Origin of the sequence: Pseudomonas sp. NyZ480 (assembly GCF_029537255.1) — a bacterium.
Lineage (GTDB): Bacteria > Pseudomonadota > Gammaproteobacteria > Pseudomonadales > Pseudomonadaceae > Aquipseudomonas > Aquipseudomonas taiwanensis.
Genome location: NZ_CP120626.1, coordinates 4,991,524 through 5,006,175, shown reverse-complemented (window position 1 = coordinate 5,006,175; position 14,652 = coordinate 4,991,524). Strand labels below are relative to the sequence as shown.

13 protein-coding genes are annotated in these 14,652 nt (G+C 53.9%); 3 read left to right on the top strand and 10 right to left on the bottom strand.

From position 1 onward, the window contains the following. Window positions 1-84: 84 nt before the first annotated feature. The 6 genes from pqqB to P3R38_RS23000 form a co-directional block, all read right to left on the bottom strand. Window positions 85-996 carry a pyrroloquinoline quinone biosynthesis protein PqqB gene (gene pqqB / locus P3R38_RS23025; protein WP_023382702.1) on the bottom strand — a complete coding sequence of 304 codons (912 nt, stop codon included), beginning with the start codon at window positions 994-996 and terminating at the stop codon, window positions 85-87. Window positions 997-1,074: 78 nt separating this feature from the next. Then, window positions 1,075-1,146: a pyrroloquinoline quinone precursor peptide PqqA gene (gene pqqA, locus P3R38_RS23020; protein WP_008365141.1), complete on the bottom strand. Its 72-nt coding sequence runs from the start codon at window positions 1,144-1,146 to the stop codon at window positions 1,075-1,077. A gap of 168 nt (window positions 1,147-1,314) precedes the next feature. Continuing rightward, complete coding sequence (gene pqqF, locus P3R38_RS23015; protein ID WP_277686642.1) at window positions 1,315-3,594, bottom strand: pyrroloquinoline quinone biosynthesis protein PqqF; 2,280 nt, start codon at window positions 3,592-3,594, stop codon at window positions 1,315-1,317. A gap of 75 nt (window positions 3,595-3,669) precedes the next feature. After that, window positions 3,670-4,473: a carbon-nitrogen hydrolase family protein gene (locus tag P3R38_RS23010; protein WP_023382700.1), complete on the bottom strand. Its 804-nt coding sequence runs from the start codon at window positions 4,471-4,473 to the stop codon at window positions 3,670-3,672. A 14-nt stretch (window positions 4,474-4,487) separates the two neighbouring features. Beyond that, the gene (locus P3R38_RS23005; RefSeq protein WP_104881124.1) at window positions 4,488-6,170 is read right to left on the bottom strand and encodes an NAD(P)/FAD-dependent oxidoreductase; all 1,683 of its coding nucleotides are present in this window, start codon (window positions 6,168-6,170) and stop codon (window positions 4,488-4,490) included. A gap of 276 nt (window positions 6,171-6,446) precedes the next feature. Next, window positions 6,447-6,908 carry an Lrp/AsnC family transcriptional regulator gene (locus P3R38_RS23000; protein WP_023382698.1) on the bottom strand — a complete coding sequence of 154 codons (462 nt, stop codon included), beginning with the start codon at window positions 6,906-6,908 and terminating at the stop codon, window positions 6,447-6,449. 776 nt (window positions 6,909-7,684) lie between these two features. Between P3R38_RS23000 and P3R38_RS22995 the strand changes: the two genes are divergently transcribed. The 3 genes from P3R38_RS22995 to P3R38_RS22985 are packed head-to-tail and all read left to right on the top strand — an operon-like array spanning window position 7,685 to window position 10,477. Continuing rightward, entirely contained in the window at window positions 7,685-8,740 is a 1,056-nt protein-coding gene (locus P3R38_RS22995) for a hypothetical protein (RefSeq protein ID WP_277686641.1), read from the top strand. Next, window positions 8,737-9,819, top strand: a complete 1,083-nt coding sequence (locus P3R38_RS22990) for a hypothetical protein (RefSeq protein ID WP_277686640.1) — start codon at window positions 8,737-8,739, stop codon at window positions 9,817-9,819. The genes P3R38_RS22995 and P3R38_RS22990 overlap by 4 nt, the downstream gene beginning before the upstream one ends. A gap of 34 nt (window positions 9,820-9,853) precedes the next feature. Further along, window positions 9,854-10,477: a hypothetical protein gene (locus P3R38_RS22985; RefSeq protein WP_277686639.1), complete on the top strand. Its 624-nt coding sequence runs from the start codon at window positions 9,854-9,856 to the stop codon at window positions 10,475-10,477. Window positions 10,478-10,776: 299 nt separating this feature from the next. Here the strand turns inward: P3R38_RS22985 and P3R38_RS22980 are convergent, their stop codons facing one another. From P3R38_RS22980 to mobC, 4 genes are all read right to left on the bottom strand, one after another. Continuing rightward, complete coding sequence (locus P3R38_RS22980) at window positions 10,777-11,760, bottom strand: RES domain-containing protein (protein WP_277686638.1); 984 nt, start codon at window positions 11,758-11,760, stop codon at window positions 10,777-10,779. Between the two features lie 49 nt (window positions 11,761-11,809). Further along, window positions 11,810-12,742, bottom strand: coding sequence for a sce7725 family protein (locus P3R38_RS22975; protein WP_277686637.1), 933 nt, complete (start codon window positions 12,740-12,742; stop codon window positions 11,810-11,812). Between the two features lie 5 nt (window positions 12,743-12,747). Then, window positions 12,748-13,632: a sce7726 family protein gene (locus P3R38_RS22970; protein ID WP_277686636.1), complete on the bottom strand. Its 885-nt coding sequence runs from the start codon at window positions 13,630-13,632 to the stop codon at window positions 12,748-12,750. A gap of 233 nt (window positions 13,633-13,865) precedes the next feature. Then, window positions 13,866-14,411 carry a plasmid mobilization relaxosome protein MobC gene (gene mobC / locus P3R38_RS22965; protein WP_277686635.1) on the bottom strand — a complete coding sequence of 182 codons (546 nt, stop codon included), beginning with the start codon at window positions 14,409-14,411 and terminating at the stop codon, window positions 13,866-13,868. Window positions 14,412-14,652 lie beyond the last annotated feature (241 nt).

The following is a 14,652-nucleotide window of genomic DNA, read 5'->3' as shown; positions in this document are numbered from 1 at the left end:
TAACAGCGGGGGCTCTCCTGAGAGCCGGCTTTTCCCGCGGGGCCTGCACCGCCGGAGAGCCGGCGGCTGCATGGGCCGTTTGCCTCACAGTTCGATGCTCATGCCATCGTAGGCGACTTCAACGCCCCGACGCTCCACCTCGGCCCGTTCTGCAGAGTCTTCATCCAGGATCGGGTTGGTGTTGTTGATGTGGATGAGCACCTTACGCTGACGGGGGAAGCCGTCCAGCACCTCGAGCATGCCCCCGGGGCCGTTCTGTGCCAGGTGGCCCATCTCGCGGCCGGTGCGGGTACCGACGCCGCGCCGCTGCATTTCATCATCCTCCCACAGCGTACCGTCGACCAGCAGGCAATCGGCGCCGTGCATCATCGCCAGCAGCTTGTCGTCCACCTGGCCAAGCCCTGGGGCGTAGAACAGCTTGCCGCCGGTGCGGGTGTCTTCGACCATCAGGCCGAGATTGTCGCCTGGGTGTGGGTCGAAGCGGTGCGGCGAGTAGGGCGGTGCGGCGCTGCGCAGGGGGAAGGGGGTGAACTTCAGGTTCGGGCAGGCTTCGATCACGAAACTGCCTTCGAGCTCGATGCGGTTCCATACCAGTCCGCCGTTCCAGTGGCTGAGCATGTTGAACAGCGGGAAACCGGTGGTGAGGTCCTGGTGGACCATGTCGGTGCACCAGACCTGGTGTGGGCAGCCTTCGCGCAGGCTGAGCAGGCCGGTAGTGTGGTCGATCTGGCTGTCGAGCAGGACGATTGCATTGATGCCGGTATCGCGCAGGGCGCGGGCCGGCTGCATGGGCGCAAAGGCCTGGAGCTGGGCACGGATGTCCGGTGAGGCGTTGCACAGGATCCAGTGTTCGCCGTCATCGGACAGGGCGATGGACGACTGGGTGCGTGCCGTGGCGCGCAGGCTGCCATCGCGGTAGCCCTTGCAGTTGGCGCAGTTGCAGTTCCACTGGGGGAACCCGCCACCGGCGGCGGAGCCGAGGATCTGGATGTACATGACTACTCTCTGTCCGAAAAACCGTATCCGAAAAACGAAAACGCCCCGGCGGGCCGAGGCGTCGAACCGCGACTGGGCTTAGCGGCTGGCGAAGTACATGGTGACTTCGAAGCCGATGCGCAGGTCAGTGTAAGCAGGCTTGGTCCACATAGAGTTGCTCCTTCCGGGTGGGTTGGGGTTGTCAGTTGGCAGGTTGGCGGCCGCTTGGCTGGGCGGCTGCATAAACTGAGATTGCGCTATCTTACAAGAAAAATTTGTACCGAAAGGTTAATTCTTCGAAAAGCGCCCTTGCAGCCTGCGTAACAATCCACCTTTTGCTCACTGCCAAGTCCCGTCCGGGGCAGCCGCATTGGCCAGGCAAAGCCACGCCGCACCAGGGTTTGAGCATGCTCGCAGGAGATCGTCCAGGTCGCATTGCTGTGTTTGGAGGATAGACCACCGCAGGTCGGAGAGTTTCCCTGAATGTGTAGCCAGATGTGCCTGCCACGCCCATTCGGCGATTTCCGAGTTGGCCCTCTGCGGTTCGCTGAACTGCTCGGCCAACGCTTGGCGGGCGCTGGGGTCAAGCTGTACACCTTCGCCCAGGACGCGCGTCAGGTGTTGCAGGATCTCGACAGGGGACGCGTGTGGCGACTGCACGCCGAACAGCAGACCGTTGATGCCTTCGAGCTGACGGAAGGCGCTGAACACCGCGTAGCCCAGTTGCAGTTCTACACGTAGGCGCTGGTATACCGGCCCTTGCAGCGACTGGGCAAGCAAGCGGCCGGCAGCTTCATCAGTAGCGTGAAGAGGGCAGAACAACAGCAAGGCATGTTCACTGCCTGCTATATCGGCGTGATGCCAGCGGCGGCGGGGCCACAGGGTGGGCGCGACGGGTGCCGAGCCGATGCCAGGGCACGCTTGCAGGGTGTCGCCCAAGGCGTGCACCCCATCTTCATCGAAGCCCACCGCCAAGCCGTGCCACCGTGCCTGCTGCCACACGTCATCGAGCTGTGCTTGATTGGCCGTGCCCGAGGGCATTGGCTCGGCTTTCGCTGGCTGCAGGGCGTCGGGCAGTTGCTTGAGCAATGCCCGGATTGGAATCAATGCAGGCTCTGGTTGCGGCGTGTCCTGCCAACTGTCGGGTACTCGCAGCTCTGCCAGTGCTTGTTCGACGGTACGAATCACCGCTGCAGGCAGCCCACTGGCGCGCAGTTCCCAGCACTGGCCTGCGGCATCGAACTGCAGTTGCACGCCCACCCGCTGCGCCCGTTCTTGCAAGGGCCGAAGGGCGTGGGCCAACAGGCTGTACAAGCGCTGACGCAGTGGCGATTCGATACGCCAGCGTAGGAAAAGGGCGGCGAATTGGCGTGCGGCCGGTAGTTCATGACTGACGGCCAGTGCTATTGGCAATGGTCCTCGGCCAGCCGGTAATTCGGCAGTCGCCAACGGGTCGGTTTCTGGCAGATGCCAGTGACCCCGTCGGCATCGGGGGAGGTCGTCGAGCAGCGCACGTAGCGCCAGCAGGCCATTCTCATCCAACGCACTGAACGGCTTGCCTGCACTGTCCCGACGCGCCAGGTCCAGCGCACTGGCGAGCGACTCACGGATCTTCTGCAGGAGGCCATACTCGACGTTGAGGTGCCCTGGATCGGTCTGACGAATGAAACCGAACCAGCCGTGTAGCAAGGCTTCGGCTTGTTCTGCACAGGCCGAGGCGGCGAGCTGCAACTCGATATGCCAAAGCAATTGGCCTGCGTAGGCGTACAGCGTCTGGGCTTTGAACCCTTGTAACCAGCCGCGCTGACGCAGGGTCCCGAGCCAGCTGCCGGGGCGGGTATCGCTCAGGCAGGTAACCAGCAGGTCGAGTGCGTGTTCAGCTGCATCGCCCAAGGCTTCGTGGGCGAAGGTCATGGGCTGCACGGTGCCCGACAACGCGGGTGGTGGCTCTTGCGGCACGCGTTGTCCCGAAGCGAACAGGCTGCCGAATCGTGTGCCCAATTGCTCAAGCTCATCCAGCGTCTGCGGGCCGCACAGGCTCAGGACGATCTGACCGCCCCGGTAGAAGCGCTGGTGGAATCCGCTCAGCGCGTGCTGGAAGTCAGGGCATTGCAGCGCGAGTGTGTGGCGGTTACCAGCATGAAAGCCGCTGAGCGGGTGGCGTGGCGACACCGACTGCAACAGCGTGAATTGCCGTTGGGCTTCAGGGTCGCGCGACCAGGCGATGAATTCAGCATGGATGACTTCACGTTCGCGGCGCTGGCGCTCGATGCCAAGGTCAGGCTCGGCAAGCATCTGGCACAGACGCTCCAGCCCGCCTGCCAGAGCAGGGGACGGCACCTCGAAGAAGAAGTCGGTGGTGCGTTCCCGCGTGCTGGCGTTGACCTGTCCGCCGAGCGTCTGAACATAGCGCATCAGGCCATCGTCCAGTGGAAAACGCGCGGTGCCGAGAAAGAACAGATGCTCAAGGAAGTGGGCAAGGCCCGGCCAGCGAGGCGAAGCGTCATGGCTGCCCGCGTGGACCCGTACCGCGGCTGCCGAGCGTTTCAGGCGCGGGGCATGGCGCAGGGTGAGCTGCAGGCCATTGGTGAGGGTCAGGTGGCGGATGGCGTCAGGCATGGGAACTCCGGGGCAGGTGTTCATGCTAACCCATTTGTGTTGCCTGGCCGGGCCGAATCGCCGGCAAGCCGGCGCCTACAGGGGGCCGGCGTCTTGTCGGTGCAGGTCTTGGCGCAGGTCGGCCAGGTAGGGAAACGCCTCCCGCCCTTGCTTGATTCGTTCATGCGCAAGATCGGCCATCAATTGACACTCATCGTGACCCGCCATGGCCAGCAGGCTGCCGTCCGGCCCGACAATGCTGCTTTGCCCGCAGTAGTGGATCTCGCCCTCGGCGCCACAATAATTTGCATACACCAGATAGCACTGGTTCTCCTGCGCCCGCGCTCGCACGGTCACCTGGCAAACGAAATCGTAGGGTTCCATGTTCGCCGTGGGTACCAGAATCAGCTCGGCGCCTGCCAAGGCCAGGCGCCGCGCATTCTCCGGAAACTCGATGTCGTAGCAGATCAGCATACCGACCTTCCAGCCATCGAGCTCGACCACTGGGAAGTGGTCGTGGCCCGCGCTGAACATGGAACGGTCCAACTCGCCGAACAAGTGTGTCTTGCGGTAGTTGCCCAGGCTGCTGCCATGGGCATCGATCAACTGCACGCTGTTGTAGAGGGCACCGTCGTCGCCACGCTCTGGATAGCCGTACACGATGGCGATGCGGTGTGCCTGGGCAATCTCCACCACGCGCATGGCCGACGGCCCGTCATTGGCTTCGGCCAGGTTCACCACCTGCTCCAGCCCAATGTTGTAGCCGGTCAGAAACATCTCTGGGCACACCAGCAGTTGCACCCCGCGCTCGGCGGCCAGTTGCGCCTGGTGCTGCAATCGTTGCAGGTTTCCAGGCACGTCTAGTGGCTTGGGGATGCCTTGGAACAGAGCAATGCGCATGGCGTCTCCTGGTCTCAGTCGGGCAGGGCGATGGGGCCGATTTCGGCGAACACATCGCCAGGGCCTGGGTTGTCGGGGTGGGTGCTGCCACCGAAGTGGTTCATGATACCCCACACGGCATTCAGCGACGTCTGTACCGCGCCCTCGACCCAAGCTGGGGTCCATGACACGTCGTCTCCTGCGATGAATATACCGCGCTGTTCGGCCGGCATGTCCTGCTGCATGAAATGCGCGTACATGCGCTGGTTGTAGCGGTAGTGTCCTGGCAGCGCGCCCTTGAACGCCCCGAGGAAGTGCGGGTCGGCTTCCCAGGAAATGGTGATCGGGTCGCCGATGATGTGCCCGGCGATGTCGGTCTTGGGGTAGATTTTCCTGAGTGCATCGAGGGCCAGTTGCACGCGCTTTTCCACGGGGTGTGGCAGCATCTTCAGCGCGTCGCTCATCCAGGCGTACGACAGGCAGATCACCCCGGGTTTGTCGTCTCCGTTGTCGAACAGGTAGGTGCCCCGGGTCAGACGATCGGTGAGGGTCATGCTCATGAGGTCGCGGCCAGTTTCCGGATCTTTGTCCTTCCAGAAAGGACGGTCGACCATGACGAAGGTTTTCGACGACTGCATGTAGCGGGTGCGATCCAGGGCCATCCACATCTTCTGCGAGAACAGCGACTCTTCGCAGTCGATCTGTGTGGTCAGCAGCCAGCTCTGGCAGGTGGCGAGCACGGCGCTGTAGTGGCGGGTATCGCCCCAGTTGTCGGTCACGGCCAGGCGGCCATCGGCGGCGCGGGCTATGCGCTTGACCCCCGTACGCGGCGCGCCGCCATGCAAGGTGCTCAGGCTGGTGCCCTCTGGCCAGTGGGCGCAGCGCTCAGGTACATGACGCCAGATGCCTTGGGGCACTTGTTCGACACCACCGACGATCAGGTGCTGGTGGTCGTCGCAGTTGGTCATCACCACGCGGAAGATTTCCAGCATCGAGTTGGGGAAGTCCGAGTCCCAGCCGCCGGTGCCGAAGCCAACCTGACCGAACACTTCACGGTGCTGGAAGCTCAGCTTGGCGAACGAGCGCGAGGTGGCGACGAAATCGTAGAAGGTGCGGTCGTCCCACAGGGGCACCAGTTTGTTCCACAGTTCTTTCAGGCGAGGTACGTCGCGGTCGCGGATCGCTTGCTGGATATCGGCGAATTGGGCACCGCTTTCAAGCGCATCGGCCCAGGCGTCGGCCACCTCATGGAACAACGCGGGCAGGTCGGCTGGCTTTTCGGCGTAGTAGGTCTGGCCTTCGAGGTCGATCACCGTGCTGCCTGAGGCGGGAGTCAGCGGGTTGGGGAAGGGTTTGGTCTCAAGGCCAAGCTTGTCCACATAATGGTAGAAGGCCGTGGACGACACCGGAAAGCGCATACCGCCCAGCTCAGCGATGATCCCATCGGTGCCGTTGAACGGCTGGGAACGCAACCGTCCGCCCAGCTTCGAGGCTTCGTACACCACAGGCTTGAGACCCAGCTTCATCAGCTCGTACGCCGCCACCAAGCCAGCGATGCCGGCACCGACGATGGCGACTTCCTCGCCATGGCGCTCAGGCGGAATGCTGCCCAGGCCGGCGGGGTGTTCCAGCCAGTTGTCGAAGGCGAAAGGGAAGTCTGGGCCGAAGATGGTGATCGGTTGCTTGCCGTCGGCGGGGTGGCGGTTTTTCTTGTTCATAAATGACCTTGCCAGAGGGCTGCGCGAGGGCGGAGCCTGAGTATAGGAGATGGCTGGAGGTCATTTTATGGCGAGGGGTGTTCGTAATTAAGATGCAGAGTGGTGGCGGTATGTAGTTATGTTCGTCTAAGTGACGGGAGTTCTTCTACTTATGACGAGGATGGCGATAACCAGGTGCAGCGAACCGATAGGGGTGCGTTCCTCCACGAAGCATGCACCACGGTGTTGGGCACCGGCTGAGCCCAGGTTCGCGGGCAAGCGGGCAGGCCAGTCGTGTCAGACGGGCTGCCCACGATCGACCTTGCTGCTGAGGATGATCGATGTTGTGGTCTTCTCCACGCCCTCCACGCTGCCAATTTGATCGAGCAGTTGGTCGAGCTGTTCTGGCGAATCGCTGCGCAGCCAGGCCACATAGTCGAACTCGCCACTCACCGCGCACAGCTGCTGAACTTGCCCCATGGCCCCCAAACGCCGCACCACCTCTTTGCCGGACCGTGGCTGGACCTTGATGCCCACATAGGCCTGCAGACCACCGCCGACCAAGCGCTGGCCGAGGCGCACGCCATAGCCGGTGATGACCTTGTTCTTCTCCAGCCGCTCCAGCCGTGAGTTGACCGTGGTGCGGGCGATGCCGAGCTGACGGGCGAGGGTGGCGACGCTTTCGCGTGCGTTGATCTGCAGAAGCGCGATCAGTTGGCGGTCGATTTCGTCCAGGGTAATGGCGCGGGAGTCCGACATGGTGAGTCTCTGTGGTGGGCGCGTTAGCCTAGCCAGCCAGAGGTGGCAAGGGCAAGGCTGGCGACATGTCCGGGATGGGCATTGAACCTGAGCCGAAGTAGTGCCGCCATCCACTGGTGGGCAATGGATACGAAAAAGCCGCGCTGATGCGCGGCTTTCTGGTACTTGGTGGGCCCACACGGACTCGAACCGTGGACCAAAGGATTATGAGTTGCTGGGCTAATGAGAACGCCTAGCGAAATCGTTCGAAGCTACACGTAGCTTATCATACCTGAAGGCCCTGTTTTTGAAGGGGCGGAGCGTAATTTTCAGTAATCTGAGAAAACTGGCTTGTGTACCGGAAATGTACCGCAGACAGGGTGCTCTGATACAGATTCATGCACTGCCCGATGTGACAAGGCTGTGCAGCGAAGGAGGGCTGTCTCAGACAAAAGTGTGATTCGCAGGTGGTGGCTCTATGCTATCGTGGGCGGATTTATGTACAAAGGATGTACGGACGGGCCAGCGTAATGACCAACGGATTGACATACCACCGCTCATCTCTTCAGCTGAAACTCTCTGTTTCAGTGCTAAAAGGCAGCTGTAACTGCTGCTCTAATCCTATTGATTCAAAATGGCGTCCTTGCTATCGGTGCTTGAAAAGCATCGTGCCTGTGGCTTTGATATTAATTTATAAACGTGTGCGGTTGATGAGCTCAAGATATTTTTGACTTGCTGCCCGTATTTATGGGAGGTTTTGTAAATGGTCAGGGGATATTGGGTTTGGGGCGTAGATTATGAGTGGTGAAGTTGCGAATATTTCCGAGGTGGCGGTCAGGGTTACCCAGGATATATTTAAGTGGTTTAAATGGGAAGCCACTCCGGTAATGGATGAGAACTTCAACTGTCATAAAGTTGAAAAGCATAAGCCTGCCCCGAAAAAAGCTTCTGCTAAAGCAAGTGCAACACCCAGCTATACACATCCTGTGGATGTGGTTTTTAAGTATTTTGATCCGTATCTAAATAAGATTGTTATGCTTAATACGGATTTAAAAAGCTATGCTAAGTCGAGTATCACGACTGCCAGCGTGACCGGCGCCATTGAGTCGTTAGCAAAAACAATTGACTGCGCAAGAGGCAGCACTGAGTGGCAAGGTAAGTACGTGCTCGATGCTAGACCCTACGAGATACGGGGCCTATTATTTATTTATAACCATGACAATGAATATCATAACGATTTCCTGAAGTTGATTGAGCCTATAAACACGGACAAGATAGGAGTACAAGAAGGGCAAGTGCTGCATGTGCTTGATGCACTTCGTATACGCTACCTTTATACAATTGTTACGGACATGAAGCATCTGTACTCAGAAAACGAATTCCCCATAAAGGACTATTCGTTTTTTTATCCGGAGCTGTATTTGCATAGGTCTCATGGTGACCCCGATAATTTGCCGGCAACAATTGAGTTGCTGTGTTCGCCTTACATGATTATCAAGCATGGTAGCACAAGCCAAATTGATCCGACCAATACGGACGCTGGTTCTGAGAACGAAGGTTATGTTATTTATTATAATCAAGATGGTTCTACTGAGCAGGAGTTTAGATATTTGCTAGACTCATTGTCTCGGTTTCAGATATTGCGAGGCAAGTGCTCGATAAAAATTAGAGTGGCGCATCATAAACCTAGCCCTGAAATGCGCAGTAAATTCGAAACGGCTAAGAATTTATATCTGGCTGCATGGGGTATGGATTCATATAAAAAATTAGAATTAGAGCGAATTGAGTTTGGTGTGGTTAATACTGCCATTCCAAACTATGTGCCCGGTCATTTGGCGTGGAGATATCAATGAAAAGCGGACACCTGTATTACGCCTCAGATAAAGCTGTGTATGACGCTTTACTGCAATATAATTTTAAAAACTCAGATATGAAAGAGTTATTCCTGAGTCGCGGTATAATCATCTCACCTGATACGGAACGGGATGCTGCCGCTCTATATTTTAGCCGCTTGAATCACGACTATTATGATCATCAAAAAATCGCAGCCATATTTGGGGCTGGAGTAAAAAAAGAACGAATATCGGTGGCGCATGTATCAAATAGCTTTAGTGATGCAAAGTTGGAAGTTGTGGCGCAGGGGCTTAAAGAGAATTTAGAAGCCACAGGCTCCGAGGTGAAGTTCACTTGGGTTGGAAAAAAGCTGGAGATTGAGATTAAATACGAAGAGTATAACAGTAATAAGTCGGAGTTTAAACAGGCGGTTGAGCGACATGCAGTAATTGAAATAGAAACGTCAGCTGACGGTATATCGATTCGAAATCCGCAAAACAAATTTGTTGATGACGCAAAAGAAACCTTGGTTGATCTACTTGCCAAGAATAGCGGCGGAGCTGAGTTGGTTGTCAAAGAAATTCAAATGCGTACGTTGGTGGATAATAAATTACGGACTCAGTTTTTTAGAAACCTCCTGCAAGGTTTAACAGGTTATAGGTTCAAGGACGTTACAGATGTGTATGTTTATAATCCGAAGATCAAAGGTGCTACGTCAGGCGATGATGACATAGGTATACACATCACTAAAGCTTCATTAAAAGGTGAGGGGCTTCTGTCATCCCCGGAGCTTAAAGGACTACTGGAAACGGGTTTTTACGTTTGTAGAGTGGTTTGGACTACTTTAGCTGCTAGCGAAAAGTCAGATATTTATGAATTGGAAGCCCAGTTTTCAGATCCAGAGAACTGCGAGAAATTTTCATATGCGGTTAAGGGACGGTATAAGCTAAACGATCAAGGTCATCATAATAAACATCGTATTGCTTGCGAGTCGACCGCCGAAAGAAAGATGCTAAGATTGATTGAAGGCGCCGCAGTCAAAGCACTGGATGCGGTTCAGGCGGATTTTGCTGGGGGCGAGGCCAATGAGGGCAAATAGGCAGCAGTGGCTTGTTTTAAATCATGATCTACCTGTGAGTGCAGCCATAGCCAAATTTAGCTTTTCGCAAGAAAAAGGAATAGGCTTCGAGCTAGTTGAAGTCCAAGGTAGTTTAGTTCGTGCTAGATTTATTGAAAAGATCGAAACAGTTGAAGATGTTGGCTCGCTGGATGGGGGTATTGAACAAGTTAGTGTAATTAGGTATGTTACTTTTGAGTTTTCAGTTTCAAAATTAACAAGTGAAATGTCGTTGATAAAGATAATAAAGCCCCCTGTCTCATTGAAGAGCTTTGTAAAGATTCTAATGGAAGTATTAGAACATAGGGCAACATTGAAAAAATTGGGCTTTGATTTGAGCTCTGTATATGCTTCGATTGCGCAAGATGTAGCTGTTGATAGACTGATTGTTAGCAAGGTGACTGTCAGTCAAGTGCCTCTTGGGAAAAATGCAACTTCAAGGGTTGAGGTGGTTTCGACTGAAAATGCCTTGTCTGAGTTTTTGGAAAACTATAACGCCCCCGCTATGAAAATTGAAAAAATAGCAATTTCCTTGAGAGTAAAGCATGAATCAGAGGTTTTGGAGCTGACTTCGGCTGGGTCGATATGCTGTACTCCTGGAGTTGAATTTTACTTAGAAAGAACTATTTCTATAGGTTGACCGCAGCTACCTGTGGCGGCCAGTTGGGGCAAGATGGCATAACTACGGGTTTTCTATGGCGACAAACTTTAACGTTTTAGTTGGCTGGCAAATCAGTCAAGCTTTTACTCCGGTTTGATTTTCCAACGTTCGAGGCTTGCTCTGATTGCAGAGCTGACGATATCTGTATGTTTGTTTATGAGCTAGCGCTTCAATAGGCGGGAGGGCTTTACCACCCATTAGCCTTCATGGGTGGCTATAAAGCAGTTTATCTGTTGCTCACGGATGTCCAAGGTTCAGGAAGACTCTAAAGATGATTGTCACTGCTCTCTTTGAACGTCCACTGATACTCTATTGATCTTGTACAGGCTGACATCTCCACCCTCTGCTTTGCTTGGGTCAAAAAGGGCTAAGTTCATTCCTTCGCTTACTGAACTTCGGTAGATTACCCCGTCGTATCCGCTTTTCTTAATGAACTCACATAGATACTGACTTGGTACATAGTCAATCGCTGCACCTTGAGGTAGAACTGGCCTGGTAAGTTCCTCCCCCAAACGCTCAAGAAACGGAATGTCGGCACGCAGTTGCCCGATTGCACTTGCGTCACCCAGCAAAAATGGCGATACCAGCTTTCGCGGATTTCTAAGGTCTACTGCTCGGAGGGGAGCGGTAATTTTGAATTCAGCTACGCATGCAACTTCGCCAGTATGAGGGCGGACTTCCGAGGCTGCTGTGTCCGGCTGTGAGCCAACATACAAATATGGAATTCCGGGAGGATTCGCTCGGCCATGGGACGCTAGACGATTAGGTGGAGGCCCCATATCTTTGATTTCATAATTTGTTTCGCCAGTACGAATCCTAGCTCTGTACCATAGTTGTGGTAAGTCATCAGCAGGCAGGTGAGCCAATAGTTCTTTAAGCCGATCAGTATCTAACGGTTCATCAAGGAAGTATCGGTTTTTGTACATTAGCTCGTCGCGGAAAGTTTCCCATCTAACTAGTACTTCGCTTTTGTACTTCTCGGACGGAGAAAAATTTCGACGAACGATATCTCCATCGTCAAGTATTTCACCCAGCAGCTCCTTGGCGTGAGCAATATCCATCTTTGTGTGCGAAAAAAGCTCCCAGTCTTCTTTCAACCACTCAACTAATAGCTTACCATCCGTATCTGGTTCATATATGCTTATCAATAAGTGAAACCATTCTGCTAGAACTCCTGGCTCTACTAGATTCTGATCGACTGAGTCACAAAAATCACATTTCCCAACTGTTTGAGAATTCAGTGGAATGATACTGTGTCTCAATCCGCGGTCACCAAAACATTCTGGGCAGCAATGGGCTGGCATATTATTCTCAGCTAAAAAATTTGGCCACGGTCTCGATATGGTGATTTAGTGAGATTTTCTTTAAATATCCTAGCCCTGGGAAATGCCCTTTGCTATGCAGCGAACGAAGGTCTTGCAAAGCATTAGTCTCGTATAAATTAGAGGTTCCGGAGTTGAGCTTGTCGATTAGCTTGTCAAGCGCCTCAGCAAATTTTCCCGCTGGATCGGTAGGAGTGTCTTGGCTAGTGGATACAAAGTGATATATAAACATTGCATCATCTTGGTCGGGATCAATGAATGTTAAATGGATTGCTACTGCATAAGCTGGCCCGCCGGACTCCGAGTAGTCATCTCCAACGATCGAAAAATCTCCGAAAGCGTTCATGCCTTCATCGTGGAAGGTCACGTTAAGGTCTGAAAATAGTTCTACCGGTGGATAGTCTCTATTTCGACGGCGCTTGAAGCCATCTCGGAGAAGAATACGCTCACTTCCGCTGAAATGTTTCCGATATGTTTTGGGACAGAAGCTCTCATTGAAAATGTGTCGCGCTGTAGGGAGAGTTTCTCCCAGCTCGTGCGCTAACTCCTTCCCGTGCGTGAATCCAGCGTGGATAAAGTTTAGTTGATGTTGGTGATGACGCTCGCAAAGCTGCATCGCCTCAGCTATCCCCATATCTTGACGGAGTAGAATCCCCGCGCCAATTGATGGGTTATCAATATATCCTCGTACAAATTCAGTTATGCCTGCCCCATTCTCCCGATGATCACCATGATAGGGATTGACGATCACTATTGCTTTGCCCTTCGCTTCGCAAACAGCTTTTATAGCTCTGTCTAAACCACTTAGCGCCTCTCGGACTGGCTCGACTATGGGTGCAAAATTTGAAGCAGCCATAAGAGGTGCATTTTCACGAATAGAAATTAGTTCGAACTGTTTTCCACGAAAATATGGGTAGTACATTCAGATTATTTCCAGTCCATGGCTTGAGCTAGAGGAAGATTTACTGCGTTGATAAAGCGCTGCTGTTGATCTTTGCTCCTTAGCTGTACTGATAGAGCTATTGGGCGCAGTGATAGAGGCAACTGCTGAATAAATGCACTAAGAGGAGCGAGGCTACGCGTCCGTTTAAGGGTGCTGACCATAGCCTTATGAACTTCTGCTGGTGCGAGTTGTGCGTACAAGTCCCGCATAGCACTGCGTAAAATGGTATTTGGTACGTCAGGAACCACCAATCCAAGGTCGTTCAGAATAGAACGAGCTTCATCGGAACGCAGAGATTCGAAGATTGTGACAGAACATACATTCTCCGACATGTCAACTGCTGTGCGAACCTTGGAAATCTGGTTTCTGCGATTTAAGCACATCACTCCAATATCGGAAGGTGTATTGTCCAACACGCTGTTTACATGCGCTTCACCTGCGATAACATATATCTTGGCAAAGACTTTCCGATAATTTTTGATCTGATTTTCTAGGCGTGCGAGCGAATCTCGTTCAGATTTGATCTCATAGACAGTTGCTGTTCCGTTTAGAATAGCCAAATCGGCTTTGCAGGCACCAGCGCGAAACTCTGTCAACATGCTTGCACTATTTAAGGAGTGAGTGCCGAGCAAGACGTTCTGGGTTAATGCGGCACGATAGACATACTCGTCACGACACCCAGACCTTCGGAGAATCGCAAAGGCTGCATCGAAGCCATCAGCCACCGTGTGGTGTGACACCAAGTCAATGCCCGTTTGCGAAAATAGCCGAGAAAACAGCGCCGACTGCCCTTTCCGTGAAATTTCCCGGAAAACACCTGGGGAAAACAGCCGTGAAAGCGCTGAGAGTTGTGATGCATTAGGTGACACGATGCCTCCGCAGACCGCTTGCCTAGGATTTCAAAGCGGTAAGCAATTCTAGACCATTCACACGCAGCGGGGAATTTCTGAGTCGATCTGCACAGGCAGGCTGCGCCGATTGGACCTCATGATGCCGCGTGAGTCTTGGCTTACGGCGGCTACCGCTGGGTGTTGGGTCCGAGGAGGTGCCGGGTTCCGTTCGGCCGCCGGCGAAAGCGCGGATGAAGCTAGGTCGGGCTAGGTCACTTGAGGCTCCATCGCTCCAAGCTCGCGCGAATGGCTGAGCTAACCAGGTCAGTGTGCTTGTCGATGATCCGGCTTAGTGCCTCGATTCGCTGAACAGTGACGGGTTCGTAATTCCCCTCATTCAATCGCCGGGCAATCTGGTTAAGGTTGCGGCCCAAGGCCAACAACTGATAGTTGGACTCACCTAATGCGTCAATTTCAGACATCCCAAACTGTGGTTCGTGCGTAAGTCCAGCGCGGATGGCATCAATAATCCAGCGACGCATTGAGCACCGCTCAATATGCGCCCGCTCTTTTATTGATTTTTTCTCGGAAGTGGTCAGCAGGATTTCAAAGCGCTGTTTTGATTCTTGCTCGTTCTCGATCTGGCGATAGGTTTTAGGTGCAAAAGGTTCATCAACAGCCTTAAGTTGTCGCTCGACAGCCTCTCTGATTGCGGAGCTAGGGGCTCGGCCTAGCTGTTCGCAATAGTTTTCCCAACGACTTTTAAGTTCAGGTCCTAGACGGACACTCAGAATCGGCGATCTTTTCTCAGTATTCATTGCATGGGCCCTGTCTGTGCTAGCAAACAAAGTGACATCCTTGATGTATGACGCTTTACCGGCGATTAGCCTATCCTGCAGTAGTTCTTCATAGCAACCGGGATTTCGTCATGACGAAGAATTTGGGATGTATGGCACTTTTAGATGATGAGCCGAAGTGAGATAATAAATACCGCCAAAATACAGTGTTTTGGTTTAATTCTACGAGCGCTGTAGCCGCCTCGCTGATGCTTATTGCATT